This is a genomic window from Azospirillum sp. TSO5 (assembly GCF_003116065.1).
Taxonomy (GTDB): domain Bacteria; phylum Pseudomonadota; class Alphaproteobacteria; order Azospirillales; family Azospirillaceae; genus Azospirillum.
Window position 1 is genome coordinate 14,101 of the sequence record NZ_LGQY01000164.1, and the last position, 15,672, is coordinate 29,772.

The 15,672-nt window shown below is 67.9% G+C and carries 18 protein-coding genes and 1 pseudogene; 12 read left to right on the top strand and 7 right to left on the bottom strand.

Annotation, left to right across the window (positions count from 1 at the left end; all coding sequences use genetic code 11):
• Positions 1-146 precede the first annotated feature (146 nt).
• Positions 147-1,127 (bottom strand): ABC transporter substrate-binding protein, encoded by a 981-nt coding sequence (locus TSO5_RS31125; RefSeq protein ID WP_109155227.1) that lies wholly within the window; start codon positions 1,125-1,127, stop codon positions 147-149.
• A gap of 351 nt (positions 1,128-1,478) precedes the next feature.
• On the opposite strand from TSO5_RS31125, the gene TSO5_RS31130 reads away from it, so the two are divergent.
• Positions 1,479-1,859, top strand: a complete 381-nt coding sequence (locus tag TSO5_RS31130) for a DUF983 domain-containing protein (RefSeq protein ID WP_109155228.1) — start codon at positions 1,479-1,481, stop codon at positions 1,857-1,859.
• 122 nt (positions 1,860-1,981) lie between these two features.
• On the opposite strand, the gene TSO5_RS32865 is transcribed toward TSO5_RS31130, so the two are convergent.
• The 3 genes from TSO5_RS32865 to TSO5_RS31140 all read right to left on the bottom strand — a co-directional run bounded on the left by TSO5_RS32865 (position 1,982) and on the right by TSO5_RS31140 (position 3,628).
• Positions 1,982-2,149 (bottom strand): hypothetical protein, encoded by a 168-nt coding sequence (locus TSO5_RS32865; RefSeq protein ID WP_158282519.1) that lies wholly within the window; start codon positions 2,147-2,149, stop codon positions 1,982-1,984.
• Positions 2,150-2,378: 229 nt separating this feature from the next.
• Positions 2,379-2,774 (bottom strand): hypothetical protein, encoded by a 396-nt coding sequence (locus tag TSO5_RS31135; protein ID WP_109155229.1) that lies wholly within the window; start codon positions 2,772-2,774, stop codon positions 2,379-2,381.
• Positions 2,775-2,812: 38 nt separating this feature from the next.
• Positions 2,813-3,628: a hypothetical protein gene (locus tag TSO5_RS31140; protein ID WP_109155230.1), complete on the bottom strand. Its 816-nt coding sequence runs from the start codon at positions 3,626-3,628 to the stop codon at positions 2,813-2,815.
• A 118-nt stretch (positions 3,629-3,746) separates the two neighbouring features.
• Between TSO5_RS31140 and TSO5_RS31145 the strand changes: the two genes are divergently transcribed.
• From TSO5_RS31145 to moaE, 8 genes are all read left to right on the top strand, one after another.
• The gene (locus TSO5_RS31145; RefSeq protein ID WP_109155231.1) at positions 3,747-4,517 is read left to right on the top strand and encodes an SDR family oxidoreductase; all 771 of its coding nucleotides are present in this window, start codon (positions 3,747-3,749) and stop codon (positions 4,515-4,517) included.
• Positions 4,518-4,948: 431 nt separating this feature from the next.
• On the top strand, positions 4,949-6,868 hold the full coding sequence (gene uvrC / locus TSO5_RS31150; protein ID WP_348981072.1) for an excinuclease ABC subunit UvrC: 1,920 nt from the start codon (positions 4,949-4,951) through the stop codon (positions 6,866-6,868).
• Positions 6,869-6,946: 78 nt separating this feature from the next.
• Entirely contained in the window at positions 6,947-7,549 is a 603-nt protein-coding gene (pgsA, locus tag TSO5_RS31155) for a CDP-diacylglycerol--glycerol-3-phosphate 3-phosphatidyltransferase (protein WP_109049932.1), read from the top strand.
• 11 nt (positions 7,550-7,560) lie between these two features.
• The gene (mobB, locus tag TSO5_RS31160) at positions 7,561-8,061 is read left to right on the top strand and encodes a molybdopterin-guanine dinucleotide biosynthesis protein B (RefSeq protein WP_109075408.1); all 501 of its coding nucleotides are present in this window, start codon (positions 7,561-7,563) and stop codon (positions 8,059-8,061) included.
• Between the two features lie 38 nt (positions 8,062-8,099).
• Positions 8,100-8,771 (top strand): HAD hydrolase-like protein, encoded by a 672-nt coding sequence (locus TSO5_RS31165; protein WP_247871059.1) that lies wholly within the window; start codon positions 8,100-8,102, stop codon positions 8,769-8,771.
• A gap of 70 nt (positions 8,772-8,841) precedes the next feature.
• Complete coding sequence (gene glp, locus TSO5_RS31170; protein WP_109155236.1) at positions 8,842-10,095, top strand: gephyrin-like molybdotransferase Glp; 1,254 nt, start codon at positions 8,842-8,844, stop codon at positions 10,093-10,095.
• A 10-nt stretch (positions 10,096-10,105) separates the two neighbouring features.
• On the top strand, positions 10,106-10,357 hold the full coding sequence (moaD, locus tag TSO5_RS31175; RefSeq protein ID WP_109155238.1) for a molybdopterin converting factor subunit 1: 252 nt from the start codon (positions 10,106-10,108) through the stop codon (positions 10,355-10,357).
• 4 nt (positions 10,358-10,361) lie between these two features.
• Positions 10,362-10,814: a molybdopterin synthase catalytic subunit MoaE gene (moaE, locus tag TSO5_RS31180; RefSeq protein ID WP_109155239.1), complete on the top strand. Its 453-nt coding sequence runs from the start codon at positions 10,362-10,364 to the stop codon at positions 10,812-10,814.
• Between the two features lie 24 nt (positions 10,815-10,838).
• Here the strand turns inward: moaE and TSO5_RS31185 are convergent, their stop codons facing one another.
• A complete protein-coding gene (locus tag TSO5_RS31185; RefSeq protein ID WP_085089466.1) occupies positions 10,839-11,429 on the bottom strand; it encodes a YqgE/AlgH family protein in 591 nt (196 codons plus the stop codon).
• 194 nt (positions 11,430-11,623) lie between these two features.
• On the opposite strand from TSO5_RS31185, the gene TSO5_RS31190 reads away from it, so the two are divergent.
• From TSO5_RS31190 to TSO5_RS31200, 3 genes are all read left to right on the top strand, one after another.
• Positions 11,624-13,744, top strand: coding sequence for a protein-disulfide reductase DsbD domain-containing protein (locus TSO5_RS31190; protein WP_109155240.1), 2,121 nt, complete (start codon positions 11,624-11,626; stop codon positions 13,742-13,744).
• Positions 13,745-13,833: 89 nt separating this feature from the next.
• Positions 13,834-14,187: a zinc ribbon domain-containing protein YjdM gene (locus tag TSO5_RS31195; RefSeq protein WP_109155241.1), complete on the top strand. Its 354-nt coding sequence runs from the start codon at positions 13,834-13,836 to the stop codon at positions 14,185-14,187.
• Positions 14,188-14,344: 157 nt separating this feature from the next.
• A complete protein-coding gene (locus TSO5_RS31200; RefSeq protein ID WP_085089463.1) occupies positions 14,345-14,827 on the top strand; it encodes a peroxiredoxin in 483 nt (160 codons plus the stop codon).
• Between the two features lie 174 nt (positions 14,828-15,001).
• Here the strand turns inward: TSO5_RS31200 and rnhA are convergent, their stop codons facing one another.
• Together rnhA and TSO5_RS31210 are read right to left on the bottom strand one after the other, a co-directional pair.
• On the bottom strand, positions 15,002-15,478 hold the full coding sequence (gene rnhA / locus TSO5_RS31205; RefSeq protein ID WP_109155242.1) for a ribonuclease HI: 477 nt from the start codon (positions 15,476-15,478) through the stop codon (positions 15,002-15,004).
• A 4-nt stretch (positions 15,479-15,482) separates the two neighbouring features.
• Positions 15,483-15,672: pseudogene (locus TSO5_RS31210) on the bottom strand (homoserine kinase); the annotation flags it as partial.

A 15,672-nucleotide genomic window follows, 5' to 3' on the forward strand; every position in this document is an offset into this window, starting at 1 on the left:
GAGAGTGTATCGCCCCCTCCCTATCCCTCCCCCGCTTGCGCGGGAGAGGGGATTGGACTCTTGTCGGCGTTCTGCGGCAGTTCCCTCTCCCACCGAAGGTGGGGGAGGGTTAGGGAGGGGGCAAAGTGCCTTTCCCCAACCGCCACTTACTGCCCGACCACCTTCGTCGCGCGCTTCACCACGGCGTCGGGCAGGGTGACGCCCATGGCGGCGGCGGATTTCGGATTGACGAACAGGTCGGTGCCCTTGGCGAGCGACACCGGGATGTCGCCGGGCTTCTCGCCCTTCAGGACGCGGGCGACGATGGCGCCGGTCTGCTTGCCGACCTGGAGATAGTCGAAGCCGATCGAGGCGACGGTGCCGCGGGCGACGCTGTCGGTGTCGGCGGAGAAGATCGGCAGCTTGGCCTGCTGGCCGACGGCGATCACGCTTTCCAGCGCCGAGACGACGGTGTTGTCGAGCGGGATGTAGACCGCATCGGCCTTGCCGACGAGGCTGCGCACCGCCTGCTGGGCGTCCGACGACTTCGGCACGGAGGCCTCGACCACGGTCAGGCCCGCCTTGGCGGCCTCGTCCTTCAGCGCCTTGACCAGCACGATGGAGTTCGGCTCACCCGGGTTGTAGAGCACGCCGATGCGCTTGGCCTGGGGCAGGATCTCGCGGATCAGGGCGACATGCTCACCCACCGGGGCCATGTCGGACAGGCCGGTGATGTTGGCGCCGGGCTTGTCCATCGACTTCACCAACTGGGCTGACACCGGATCGGTCACCGCGGTGAAGACCACGGGAATGTCGCGGGTCGAAGCCGCCACCGCCTGGGCCGACGGGGTGGAGATCGGAACGATCACGTCGGGGCGGGAGCCGGCGAACTGGCGGGCGATCTGGGCGGCGGTGGCCGGGTTGCCCTGCGCGCTCTGATACTCGACCTTCAGGTTCTGGCCCTGGACGAAGCCGGCGTCCTTCAGCGCCTCCACCACGCCGTCGCGCGTCGCGTCGAGCGCCGGGTGCTGGACGATGGCGGTGATGGCGACGGTCTTGGTCTGCGCCATCGCCGAAACCGGGGCGGTGAACGGACCGACGAAGGCGGCGAGGGCAGCGGCAGCGCACAACAGGCGGGTGAAGGGCATGGCTGGGTCTCCGGAACGCAAAGGTCTTCCCCTAGACCGCGCGGTCGCCGCCGTCAACTCGGCAGCAGGGTTGGGGAGGCTGGAGTTGAACATTTGAAACGCTATGAAACAGAATCCGGGAGATGTTCCATTGTTTCATCCGGCGTCCGATCCATCATATCCCCCCATATCGCCTCTTCGGCGGCAAACAGTCTGCACACTTCATAGCACGGGGCGGCAGACGGGATAAGGACGGCCCGAAAATCCGGCCGGTCGCCGCGATCGCGACTCCGCATGCCCGACCTGTCCGCAATCGGGGGTGTGGTTTGGCGGGCAAGAGCCTATATTGTGGGCAACACGGAAGGAGTGGCCATGATTGCAGGAACCGAAGCGGCTCCGTCGAAGTTTCTCGCCTCTTTCCGCGGCCTGATCGGCTGCTGTCCCAATTGTGGGCGCGGCCGGCTGCTGCGGAACTTCCTGAAGCCGGTGGATCACTGTTCGGCCTGCGGCGAGGCCTACGGCCATCTGCGCGCCGACGACGCGCCGCCCTGGATGACCATTCTGATCGTCGGCCACATCGTCATCCCCGCCCTGCTGTTCGTCGAACAGAACTATGAGCCGCCGACCTGGTTGCATCTGGCGATCTGGCCAGCGCTGACCCTGCTGCTGACGCTGATTCTGCTGCCGCGCTGCAAGGGGCTGGTGCTGGGGCTTCTGTGGTGCACCGGCGCACCGGGGTCGGAACGCGGATAGGCGGTTGGAGAAACCCTGAATGCGAAAACGGCACTGCGCAGCAATGCACGGTGCCGTTTCTCTATCCGGGCCGTTTCTCTGTCCGGCTGGAGCCTCGCCGGTCGGCGGAGGCCCGTCTGCCGTCAGCGCACGCTCGGCAGCGCGGTGCCGTGGCCGGTACGGCCGCCGAACAGGCCGGCGCGCAGCTTGCCGAACAGGTCGCGCAGATGATCGGCGCGCATCTGGCGGGCGGCCAGGATGATCTCGTCGTAGGAACGGGGATCGCGGACTTCGTTGAAATTGGTGTTCATGGCTTTGGGAATCTCCACGTGAGGTGAGAGACGTCCACTCCCTTGGGTTCGTATGAGGCGTTGGTTCGCCTTGTGAAACCCAAGATAGGGCAGAGCCGCTGTCCCAAGAAGCGCAGTCCGCGCAATGCCGCCCGACCGTTTCCGTATCAGCTTCATCAATCAACGGAGGGGCGAACTATTGTCGACGGCCATGGTCTGTAGCCATTCCGACAATAGTTCGCCGTACCGATTACTTGCGGTCCCGCGCCCCGTCGACCGCGACGTTGCGGTCGGAGACGATACGGTCGGTCGATCCCCGGTCGGTTCCCCTGGTGGTCTGGCCCTGAGGGTGGTCGGGCTGGCGCGGAGGCAGCGGGCCGGTGCCGAGGCCGCCGGCCTCCTCGCTGCCGGGAATGCCGAAATCCTCGTCGGGCTGGTCGATTGGACCACCGGCGCCGGGACCGATGATGCGCTGAAAACCTTCGATCCGCTCGTCCACGTCGGGATTCTCGACTGTCCGGGGGATGTCCAGCGGGATCTCGCGCTCGTCGATGCCGCCGCTGTCGCTGGGGCCGGTGGCATTGCCGATGTTGCGGTCGTCCCTGGGGCGGTCATCGCTGCTGCGATTGCGGTCATTGGCGGCCATGGGCGCTCTCCCGTCTGCTGTGTCGAGGTTTCGGTCCCTCAACAGGGCGGAAGGACACTCGTCACCGTCCGCACGTCGAACCAGCCGCCGACGCTGTGGCGCAGGTCCTGCCGCCGGTCCTGCTCCGGCGCCGGGGCGATGTCCCACAGCCAGGACATGTCGGGGGCGGGGAGGGCGAGACCCCAGGTCGAATCCTCCACCTCGGTCACGGTGCCGCCATGCATCCAGGAGGCGTCGATGTCGGTGAACAGGGCCGCGCGTTCGGCGATGGCGGACAGCCAGCACAGATGGCCATGGACCATGCGCAGGGCGAAGGCCATCCGCTCCGCCTCCGTGGTCGCCGGGGCGCGGCGTTCCACCGCCTCCAGCGGCAGCAGCGGCAGTTGGGACAGCAGGTTGCAGGAGACGGCAAAGCGGAAGGGGCCATCATCGGGAAGCGGCGGTTCGAAATCGGTGGGCAGCGGGCCGCCGCTGTCCAGCGCAGCGGCAAGCGGCGCCAGCGCGCCGCTGACGTCCATCTCGACGAGACGGATATTGGGCAGGGCCGCCGCACGGCGGCGGACGGCGCGGCTGTGGAGGATATCCACCAGAACCACCTCGTCGAAGCGGGCGGTCAGCGTCTCCAGCGGGATCTCGATCAGCAGCCCCGAACCGGCGACCAGCGCCCGCCCACCCGGTTCCACCCGCTGCACCGCCTGATCGATGAAGCGGTGGCAGGCGGCGACATGCGGCGCCCAGGCCCGCTTCTGGCGCCGGTAGCGGGCTCCCAAGGCCACCATTTCCGAAAGGTAGCCGAAACGGCGTGCCAGCGGCGGGCAGGGCGTGGTCAGATATTCGAAGGCTTCGCGCAACATCGCCGGCTTACCCCCTCCGCCAACTTCGCCGCCAAGGTCGCCATTGGCCCGTCGATCGGCCGCTTTTCCGGCCGTCTCACCCCTTGACCCGCGACGGTGGCAAGGTACCTATGGCGCCATGGTCGAGATCAAGAGGAAAACGGCCCTGGTCACAGGGGCCGGCAAGCGCATCGGGCGGGCCATCGCGCTCGATCTGGCGGGGCAGGGGTGGGACGTCGCCGTCCATTACCGAAGCTCCCGCGAGGAGGCCGATGCCGTCGTCGCCGAGATCGAGCGGGCGGGCGGCCGTGCCATGGCCTTCGCCGCCGACCTCGACCGTGAGGCGGAGGTGAAGACGCTGGTGCCGGCGGTGACGGAGCGGCTCGGTCCGCCGACACTGCTGGTCAACAACGCCTCCCGTTTCGAACGCGACGAGATGGCCGACGTCACACGCGAATCGTGGGACGCGCATATGGAGGCGAACCTGCGGGCTCCCTTCGTGCTGTCGCAGGATTTCGCGTCGCGGTTGCCGGAGGGCGAGCGCGGGCTGATCGTCAACATCATCGACCAGCGTGTGTGGAATCCAACGCCGCACTTCGTGTCCTATACCCTGTCGAAGATGGGGCTGTGGGCGCTGACCCGTACGATGGCGCTGGCGCTGGCCCCGCGCATCCGGGTCAACGGCATCGGACCCGGCCCGACCCTGCGCAACGACCGCCAGACGGTGGAGGAGTTCGCCGCCCAGTGGGACTCGACCCCGCTGCAGCGCGGCACCACGCCGGAGGAGATCTGCGCTGCCATCCGCTTCCTGATCGCCGCCCCGGCGATGACCGGCCAGATGATCGCGCTGGACGGTGGGGAGCATCTTGGATGGGCGCAGCCGGCGCATGGCTTCGTGCCCAACGAATAGCGGCGGATTGCAATCCTTAAACAGGGAAAGGCACGTCCGTCCGGAGCCTTGCGGCCGGCGGGGCGGGTGCGGTGCGGCGAAAATGACCGCGCGTTTTACACAGGTGCCCCACCCCGCGCAAGAGGCGCCTGCACGCCCGCGACAATTTTGTGGCCGCGCGTCAATTCCCGCCCTTGACTCGCACCTGACCTAAGGAAATCAACGGCTTAACGAAAATGCCTAAAAAATAGGCGGAAGCATGCGACCCGTTGTGGCGCCTAGCTCCGGATGGGCTACCCCCATCGTTATCGACAAACTTATCCACAGGTTTCGTGGATATTCTTCCGGAGGGGTGAGTCGCTCCGCATGCGTCCTTCGCGTGCCCAACAGTTGACCCGCGACGGCCGCTCGACGACATTCTGGTCATGTCCGAAACGCATTCCTCAGAGCCCCTGGTTTCCTCTTCCGACGCCGATGCCTCGGGCAGTGAGGACGTTGCCGCGCGTCCGAAACGGCGGCCGGCCGACATCGACCGGGGCGTCGAGATCATTCGTGAGCATCTGAAGACCCTGCCGCAGACGCCGGGCGTCTACCGCATGCTGGCGGGTGACGGGGCGGTCCTGTATGTCGGCAAGGCGCGCAACCTGAAGCGCCGGGTGACCAACTACACCCAGGTGGGAAAGCTGCCGGTCAGGCTCCAGCGCATGGTCGCGGAGACCGAGACGATGGAGTTCGTCAACACCCACACCGAGGTGGAGGCGCTGCTTCTCGAATCGAACCTGATCAAGAAGCTGATGCCGCGGTACAACGTGCTGTTGCGGGATGACAAGACCTTTCCGCACATCATGATCACCAAGGACCACGACTATCCGCAGCTGACCAAGCATCGTGGCGCGCGCGGGCGCGATGCCGATTACTTCGGCCCTTTCGCTTCCGCCGGGGCGGTCAACCGGACGATCACGGCGTTGCAGCGCGCCTTCCTGCTGCGCAACTGCGCCGACACGGTGTTCGCCGCCCGCACGCGGCCCTGCCTGCAATACCAGATCAAGCGCTGCACCGCGCCCTGCGTCGGTCGGGTCAGCCCGGCGGAGTATCAGGCGCAGGTCGGTCAGGCCCGCGCCTTCCTGTCGGGCAAGAGCCGCGACATCCAGACGGAGTTCGCCGACCGGATGATGGCCGCCTCCGACGCCATGGATTTCGAGACGGCGGCGCGCTACCGCGACCGTATCCGCGCGCTGACCGCGATCCAGGCCCACCAGGACATCAATGTCGAGGGGGTGGTGGAGGATGCCGACGTCATCGCCGCCTATGCCGAGGGCGGGGTGACCTGCATCCAGGTCTTCTTCTTCCGCGGCGGGCGCAACTACGGCAACCGCGCCTATTTCCCCAGCCACGACAAGGCGGCGGAGACCGAGGAGGTGCTGGCCGCCTTCATCGCCCAGTTCTATGAAAACAAGGCGGCGCCGCCGCTGGTGCTGGTCAGCCACGCCCTGCCGGAGCTGGAGCTGCTGAGTGAGGCGCTGGCGGTGCGCACCGGGCACAAGGTGGAACTCGCCGAACCAAAGCGCGGCGAGAAGCGGCGGATCGTCGAGCATGCCCTGACCAACGCGCGCGAGGCGCATGGGCGCCGGCTGGCCGAAAGCTCCAGCCAGGCGCGGCTGCTGGAGGGGGTGGCCGCCGCCTTCGGCATGGACGGACCGCCGGAGCGGGTGGAGGTCTACGACAATTCCCACATCCAGGGGGCGCACGCCATCGGCGCGATGATCGTCGCCGGGCCCGAGGGCTTCATCAAGAACGCCTACCGCAAGTTCAACATCCGCGAGCAGGGCGCGGCCGGCGACGACTTCGCCATGATGCGCGAGGTGCTGACCCGCCGATTCGGCCGGGCGGTGAAGGAGGACCCGGAGCGAAGCCTGGGGACGTGGCCCGATCTGGTGCTGATCGACGGTGGGCTGGGGCAGCTGAACGTGGCGCTGGAGGTGTTCGCGGAGCTGGGCATCGACGACGTGACGCTGGTCGGCATCGCCAAGGGGCCGGACCGCGACGCCGGGCGCGAGCATTTCTTCATGGAGAACCGCCCGCCCTTCCAGATGGAGCCGCGCGACCCGGTGCTGTATTTCCTGCAGCGGCTGCGCGACGAGGCCCACCGTTTCGCCATCGGCACCCACCGGGCCAAGCGGACCAAGGCCATCGGCAAATCGCCGATCGACGAGATCGCCGGCATCGGTCCCGCCCGCAAGAAGGCTCTGCTGCATCACTTCGGCAGCGGGGCGGCGGTGGCTCGCGCCGGGCTGGCCGATCTGGAGGCGGTGGAAGGGATCAATCGCGCCGTTGCGAAAAAGATATACGATCACTTCCATCCCGATGGTTAGAATGCGGGCACAACAAACCAGCCGGCGCTCTCACGGGCGCCGTGCGGCGACATCCTCCAGCGGTTCGAGTTTTCCGTCATGCTGACCAGCCTGCCCAACCTGCTGACCCTGTCGCGAATCGCGGTGATCCCGGTGGTGGTCGGGCTGTTCTATGTGCCGGAGGCCTGGGCGGCCTACACTGCGTGCTCGCTCTATGCCGCCGCCTGCATCACCGACTGGTTCGACGGCTATCTGGCGCGCGCCTGGGCGCAGGAAAGCGTGATCGGCAAGTTCCTGGATCCCATCGCCGACAAGCTGCTGGTGGCGGCGACCCTCATCATGCTGGCGGGGTTCCACCGGCTGACCGGCCTGTCGATCCTGCCGGCGGTGGTGATCCTGCTGCGCGAGGTGCTGGTGTCGGGGCTGCGCGAGTATCTGGCCGGGCTGCATGTCGGCGTGCCGGTAACCTGGCTGGCGAAATGGAAGACGACGATCCAGATGATCGCACTGGGCTTCCTGATCGTCGGTGATTATGGTCCGGCGGAACTGCCGGTGACCTTCATCGGCACGGTCGGGCTGTGGATCGCCGCTGCTCTGACCTTCTACACCGGGTGGGATTACATGCGCGCCGGGTTGACCCACATGATGGCGGAACAGCCGGCAAAGCCCGGCGCCGCCCGTTCCGCCCGCAGCGCCGGTTGAAAGTTTCCAACATGAAGATTTTCGGGCTGACCGGCTGGAGCGGCAGCGGCAAGACCTCGCTGATGGTGCGGCTGATCCCGGCGCTGACGGCGCGGGGCTTGCGCGTGTCGACGGTCAAGCATGCCCACAAGGGCTTCGACATCGACCATCCCGGCAAGGACAGCCACAACCATCGCTTGGCCGGCGCCACGGAGGTGCTGGTAAGCTCCCCCCGCCGCTGGGCGCTGATGCACGAACTGCGCGACGGCGAGCCGGAGCTGACGCTTGAGCAGCTGATCGGCAAGGTGGCGCCGGTCGATCTGCTGCTGGTCGAGGGCTTCAAGCGCGACCGCCACGAGAAGATCGAGGTCTGGCGGGCCGAGGTGGACAAGGCGCTGATCGCGCCCGACGACCCCACCATCGTCGCGGTCGCCAGCGACGGCGCGGTGCCGGGCTGTCCGGTGCCGGTGCTGGACCTGAACGACGCCGAGGCGATTGCGGCGTTTGTGGTGGAGCGCTGCGGGTTGGGGTGAGGCCCCGCCTTCGCTGTTTTGACATACCAAGAGACGACATGGATACCGCACCTTCCCGCATGCCGCAGGCGCTCGATCGCCGCGGCTATCGGCTTGCCATCTTCGATTTCGACGGCACGCTGGCCGACTCGTTTCCCTGGTTCATCGGCGTGCTGAACGGCGTTGCCGACCGCTATGGCTTCAACCGGGTCCAGGCGGACGAGGTGGAGCGGTTGCGCGGCTATGACGCGCGGCAGATCATGCGGCACCTGCGGGTGCCGAACTGGAAGCTGCCCTTCATCGCCAACCACATGCGGCAACTGATGGCGCGCGACATCGACGGTATCCGGCTGTTCGACGGTGTGCCGGAGATGCTTCGGGCGTTGAGCGACCGCGGCGTGACGGTCGCCATCGTCAGTTCGAACTCGGTGGAGAACATCCGCAGCATCCTGGGACCGGAGGCGGCCGGGCGGGTGGCGCATTACGGCTGCGGCGCCTCGCTGTTCGGCAAGGCGGCGAAGTTCCGCAAGATGCTGCGCACGGCCGGCGTTCCGGCGGAGCTTGCCGTCGGCATCGGTGACGAGGTGCGCGACATCGAAGCCGCGCGGAAGGTGGGGATGGGCTGCGCCGCCGTCGCCTGGGGTTACGCGCGCGAGGATGCGCTGGCGGCGCGGCGGCCGGACCGGCTGCTGACGCGGGTGGAGGAAATCCCCGGGCTGTTTGGCGGCTGAATGCCACGTCCCGGAAAGGACGCCTTTTCCCTCTTCGCAGCGGACGCCGCGGCGGACTAGAGTGGCGGCCATGGTGCAACTCGACAATGATTGCTTCGCCTTCGGCGGGCCGATGATGGCGGTGGAGCCGGCGCTGGCGCTGCTGGCCGGACGGGTCGGGCCGGTGACGGCGACGGAGACCGTGCCGCTGTCCGATGCGCTTGGCCGGGTGCTGGCCGCCGATCTGGTGGCGCCCTTCAACGTGCCGCCGCACGACAATGCCGCGGTGGACGGCTATGCCGTGTTCTTCGACGATTTGGCTGCCGATGGGCCGACCGTGCTGCCGGTGACGGCGCGGGTCGCCGCTGGGCAGTGGCTCGGCCGGCCGGCAGTGCGCGGCGAGGCGGTACGCATCTTCACCGGCGCGCCGATGCCCACGGGCATGGACACGGTGTTCATGCAGGAGGATTGCCGCAGCGATGGAGCCGCCGTCACCCTGCCGGCGGGCATCCGCCGCGGCGTGAACCGGCGGCTGGCGGGCGAGGATGTGCGCGAAGGATCGGTGGTGCTGGCCGCCGGGCGCCGCCTGCGGCCGGAGGACATCGCGCTTGCCGCGTCGCTCGGGCATGGGGTACTGGAGGTGCGCTGCCGGCTGCGCGTTGCAGTGTTCTCCACCGGCGACGAGTTGCGGCAGCCGGGGCAGGCGCTGGAGCCCGGCGCCGTCTATGACGCCAACCGCTTTGCCCTGATCGCGCTGCTGACCCGGCTGGGCTGCGCCGTCACCGACCTCGGCATTCTGCCCGACCGGTTCGAGACGATCCGCGACGCTCTGGCCGAGGCGGCGATGAGCCATGACGCGCTGATCACCTCCGGCGGCATGTCTACCGGGGAGGAGGATCACGTCAAACCGGCGGTCGAGGCCAATGGTCGGCTGGATTTCTGGCGGCTGGCGATCAAGCCGGGCCGGCCGGTGGCGCTGGGCCGTGTGCGCGACGCCGTGTTCGTCGGGCTGCCGGGCAATCCGGTCGCGGTGGTGGTGACCTTCCTGCGCATCGCCCGGCCGATCCTGCTGCGGCTGATGGGGGCGGCGGACGAGACGCCGCGGGCGATCCCGGTGCGCGCGAGCTTCGCCCACAAGAAGAAGCCGGGGCGGCGCGAGTTCCTGCGCGGCTCGCTGGCCCGTGGCGACGACGGTGCGCTGGTGGCGGCGAAATACCCGCGCGACGGGGCCGGTGTGCTGTCGTCGCTGGTGGAGTCCGAGGGCCTGATCGAGTTGCCGGAGGATCTGGCCGGCGTCGAGCCCGGCATGACCGTCGATTTCCTACCTTTCAAAGAATTCCTGTAGAGGTCGCGTGATGAAGATTCTCTATTTCGCTTGGCTGCGCAGCAAGATCGGCGTGCCGACCGAGACCGTGGAGTTGCCGGCGGAGGTGACCACGGCCGGCGGTCTGGTCGAATGGCTGAAGACCCGCAGCCCGCGCCATGCCGAGGCGCTGGCCAACAGCAAGGTGGTCAAGGTGGCGGTGAACCAGGAGCATGTGCCCTACGATCATCCGATCTCCGCGACGGATGAGATTGCGCTGTTCCCGCCGGTGACGGGGGGCTGACGGCATGGCGGTCCGCGTCCAGGCCGAGGATTTCGACGTCGGCGTCGAATACGCCGCCTTCACCGCCGGCCGAACCAGCGTCGGCGGGGTGGCGATGTTCGTCGGGCTGGTGCGCGACATCGCTGGCGGCGCTGCCGTCAGCGCCATGACGCTGGAGCATTATCCCGGCATGACCGAGAAACAGCTGGAAGCCATCGGGGAGGAGGCGCGGCGCCGCTGGCCGCTGGACGATGTGCTGGTGATCCACCGCTATGGCCGGATGGAGCCGGGGGACCGCATCGTGATGGTCGCCACCGCCTCGGCCCACCGCGACGCCGCCTTCGAGTCCTGCCGTTTCCTAATGGACTGGCTGAAGACGAAGGCGCCGTTCTGGAAGCTGGAAGCGACACCGGAGGGGGAACGCTGGGTCGAGGCCAAGGAAAGCGACGACGCGGCAGCGGCACGGTGGGCGGAGTAACGTGTCAGGCGGACGAGGGCGGGCTCAGGCGTGCCCGGCCTCGCCCGACAGCATGGAGACGCTGACGCCCAGCTTGCCGATGGCGCGCTCCCACTTGGCGTCCAGGTCGGTGTCGAACAGCAGCTTTTCGTCGCAGGGCACGTTCAGCCAGCCGTTGGCCTGGAATTCGGCATCCAGTTGCCCCGGACCCCAGCCGGCATAGCCCAGCAGCAGCAGGTTGCGGCGCGGGCCGCGGTCTTCGGAGATGGCGCGCAGGATGTCGATGGTGGCGGTCAGCGCCACGTCGTCGTTCACCACCAGCGTGCCGTCGCGGACATAATCGGTGGAGTGCAGGACAAAGCCGCGGCCCGACTCGACCGGACCGCCGTAATGCACCGGCAGATTGTGGGTCGGCTGCGGGATGTCCATGTCGAGCTGTTCCAGCAAATCCTCGAACGTGATCGACCCGAACAGCCGGTTCACCACCAGACCCATTGCGCCGTCTTCATTGTGGGCGCACACATAGATGACCGTACGCTGGAAACGCGGGTCCTCCATTCCGGGCATGGCGATCAGCAGCTGGCCGGTCAGCGATTCCGTGGTCTTGGAGTCCGGAGACTTGGTCAGACGCGGCATGGGCGATTATCCTTGTCGTCGGTTCGGTGCGGAAGACCGCCCCCGTCCCTACGGTCGGTTGTGGTTGGCGCTCTGGCGACGCTTTCACCGGAGTGTGACAGCACCGGCCGAGCTTTGTCACCATTATATGGGCTATCATATAGGGTGTCGGGGACGCCGATGCGCCCCTTCCAGGGAAGAGAACAGTGCGCGCGATGAAAAGACATGCCCTCGCCCTCCTGCTGCTTCTGGCCGTGCTGGCCGGCGGCGCCGTACCTGCTTTTGCCCAGGGCACTGGGGCAGGGGGCGGGATCGGCGCCTGGACTAAGGCCGGACCGGTGGAGGCGCGGCTGGTGTCCGCGGTGAGTGGCACCGGAGACCTGACGGCGCTGCCGCTGGGGTTGGAGTTGCGGATGGAGCCGGGGTGGAAGACCTATTGGCGCTCTCCCGGCGATGCCGGATTCGCACCGCGTCTGGACTGGAGCCGCTCGGGCAACCTGGGCGAGGCGACGCTGTCCTATCCGGCGCCGCACCGTTTCTCCGTTCTGGGGTTCGAGACGGCGGGATACGATACGGCCGTGCTGTTCCCGATCCAGGGGACGCCGACGACTCCCGGCAAGCCCGTCGATCTTGCGCTGACCGCCGAACTGCTGGTCTGTTCGGAGATCTGCGTGCCGCAGACGCTTGACCTCGCGCTTGCGCTGCCGGCCGGGCCGGCGAACCCGAGCGAGGTCGCCAACGACGTGGCGCGTGCCCAGGCGCTGGTGCCGAAGGGGCCGAACGGGCTGCTGCGCATCGACTCCGTGCGCGGCAAGGGGGCATCGCTGGAGGTGGAGGCGACCGCCGCCGACGGCTTCATCACCCCCGACCTGTTCGTCGAGACCGATCCGGCCCTGACCTTCTCCGCCCCCAAGACGGTCTTTTCCGACAATGACCGCCATGTCCGCTTGACCCTGACGGTGACCGACCCGCAGCCCGGGTTGGATCTGGCCGGGCGCGCGATGACTCTGACCCTGGTCGATGGCGACGAGGCGGTCGAGGCGCCGGTCACGGCGTCGGTGTCGGCCATTGGCGGTTCCGCCGCGCCGACCCCCGGCAGCGTCGGTCTGGCGGCGATGCTCGGGGTGGCGCTGCTGGGCGGGCTGATCCTGAACCTGATGCCGTGCGTGCTGCCGGTGCTGTCGCTGAAGCTGATGTCGGTGGTCAAGCATGGCGGGCGGGCGCCCGCCGCGGTGCGCGCCGGCTTCCTGGCAAGTGCGGCCGGCATCCTCACTTCTTTCCTGCTGATGGCCTCGGTTCTGGTCGGCGTCAAGGCGGCGGGCGGGGCGGTCGGCTGGGGCATCCAGTTCCAGCAGCCGCTGTTCCTGGTCTTCATGGTCGTCCTGGTCACGCTGTTCTCGGCCAATTTGTGGGGGCTGTTCGAGGTGCCGCTGCCGCGCGCGCTGGCCGACCGGCTGGGTGGTGACGGGCTGGCCGGGCCGTTCGCCACCGGCATGTTCGCGACCCTGCTGGCGACGCCCTGTTCGGCGCCGTTCCTCGGCACAGCAGTTGGATTCGCGCTGTCCAAGGGGCCGGTGGAGGTTTACGCGATCTTCGCGGCTCTGGGCGTCGGGCTGGCGCTGCCTTATCTGGCGGTGGCGGCTTGGCCGCGGGTGGCCAGCTGGCTGCCGCGGCCTGGACGCTGGATGGCGAAGCTGAAAGTCGTGTTGGGCTTCGCGCTGATGCTGACGGCGGTTTGGTTGCTGTCGGTGCTGACCGCGCAGATCGGCGAGGTGGCTGCCGCCACCGTCGGGCTGCTGATGGCGGGGCTGGTGCTGGCGCTGTGGGTCGGGCGGAGTGCCCGAGGCGTGGCGCGGACCGCCGGCCCGGCGCTGGCCGGTGTGCTGGCGGTCGCCGCCTTCGCCATGCCGGCGGCGGTCGGCCCGTCGGCCGGTGCGGCTCCGGTGGTCAGCGACAGCAAGGCGCGCTGGGTGCCCTTCGTCGAATCGACGATCCGCGACCATGTCGCCGCCGGCCGCACCGTCTTCGTCGACGTGACCGCCGACTGGTGCATCACCTGCCAAGCCAACAAGAAGCTGGTGTTGAACCGCGGCGAAGTTGCCGAGCGGCTGGAGGACAAGGGCGTGGTGGCGATGCGGGCGGACTGGACCCGGCCGGACGCAACGATCGCGAAGTTCCTGTCCGACCATGGCCGCTACGGCATCCCCTTCAACATCGTCTACGGTCCCGGCGCGCCGGACGGCATCGCCCTGCCGGAACTGCTGAGCGACGGGGTCGTGCTGGAGGCGTTGAGCAAGGCGGCGGGGAAGGCGGCGGCGGCAGGCAAGTCGTCGTGACCCTAATCCGGAAAAGGCCTATGGCCGTTGCGGCTATTCTGCGGTAACAGGGCGCCTCCGGGAGCTTCTCCCGCGCCATGAGGACGACGATGGACGATCAGATCAACTGCCCGCAGTGCAACTCCGAGAACGCCTATAACGACGGCAGCCTGTGGAACTGCCCCGACTGCGGCCATGAATGGAACCCCGACACGGCCGCCGCCGCGACAGATGCCGATACCGGGCAGGGCGTGCGCGACGCCAACGGCAACCCGCTGGCCGACGGTGACAGCGTCACGGTCATCAAGGACCTGAAGGTCAAGGGATCGTCCCTGGTGGTCAAGGGCGGGACCAAGGTGAAGAACATCCGTCTGACGGACGGCGCCGACGGCCACAACATCGCCTGCAAGATCGACGGCATCGGCGCCATGAACCTGAAGTCGGAGTTCGTGAAGAAGGCGTGACCTTGGCGGTCCAATGCCAAGCGGACAGTCGGGCCAACCGCGCCTTGCGGCCATCCGCCGCGGGGGATAGAAGGGATGCAGGGCCGGGCTCCGCAACGAGGGTCCGGCCGAACCCGGAAAACGGGTCAGACCCATAAAATCGGAAGGGTTAGAGACGATGAGCATCCAGGTTGGCGATACCATTCCGTCCGTCACGCTGAAGTGGCTGACCGACAACGGCATGCAGGAAGTGACGACGGACGAGCTGTTCAAGGGCAAGAAGGTCGTCCTGTTCTCCGTCCCCGGCGCCTTCACCCCGACCTGCTCCGCCAAGCATCTGCCGGGCTTCGTCCAGCAGGCCGACGCGCTGAAGGCCAAGGGCGTCGACAGCATCATCTGCCTCGCCGTCAACGATCCCTTCGTGATGCGCGCCTGGGGTGACAAGGGCGGCGTCGGCGACAAGGTGAAGATGCTGCCGGACGGCAACGCCACCTTCACCACGGCTCTCGGCCTGACCATGGACGGTTCCGCCCACGGCCTGGGCACCCGCGGCCAGCGCTTCGCCCTGGTGGCGGAGGACGGCAAGGTCACCCACGTCGCCGTCGAAGCCCCCGGCAAGTTCGAGGTGTCGTCGGCCGAAGCGGTGCTGGAGAAGGTTTGAGTTAGGAGGACGTTTCCCTCTCCCGTCCCGGGAGAGGGAAGGGGCCCGCCGCGAAGCGGTGGGAAGGGTGAGGGGTCAGGCACGGAGCCATGCGCTTCCGGTTCCTGGATCACCCCTCACCCTCCCCACTTCGTGGGTCCCCTCCCTCTCCCGGGACGGGAGAGGGCTTATACGCTAGCCCTGCGCCCGCACGTCGGCCACACCGCGCCGCGCCAGTTCGTCGGCGCGTTCGTTCTCGGGGTGGCCGGCGTGGCCGCGGACCCAGTGGAATTCGATCTCGTGCTGCCGCTTCGCTTCTTCCAGGCGCTGCCACAGGTCGACGTTCTTCACCGGCTTCTTGTCGGCGGTCAGCCAGCCCTTGGCCTTCCAGCCGTGAATCCACTTGGTGATGCCGTTCTTCACATATTCGCTGTCGGTGAAGAGGCGGACGGTCACCGGCTTCTTCAACGCCTCCAGCGCCATGATGGCGGCCATCAGCTCCATGCGGTTGTTGGTGGTCGCCGGCTCGCCGCCATACAGCTCCTTCTCCACCTCGCCATAGCGCAGGATGGCGCCCCAGCCGCCGGGGCCGGGATTGCCGCTGCAGGCGCCGTCGGTGAAGATGTCGACGGTCTTGCCGCCCGCATCGGTCGGAGTGGTGGTGTCGGTCATTCAGTCAGGCCCCGCCCACGTCGGAATCGTCGAGGAAATAGTCGCCCAGGCCGCGGACCGACTGGTGGAAGCGCAGCTTGCGCAGATATTCTAGCGGATCCTTCGGCCGCACGAAGGCGCCCGGCGGGTGGTTCAGCCAGTCGTAGAGGCGGGTCAGCAGGAAGCGCACCGCGCTGCCTCGGCACAGCCAGGGC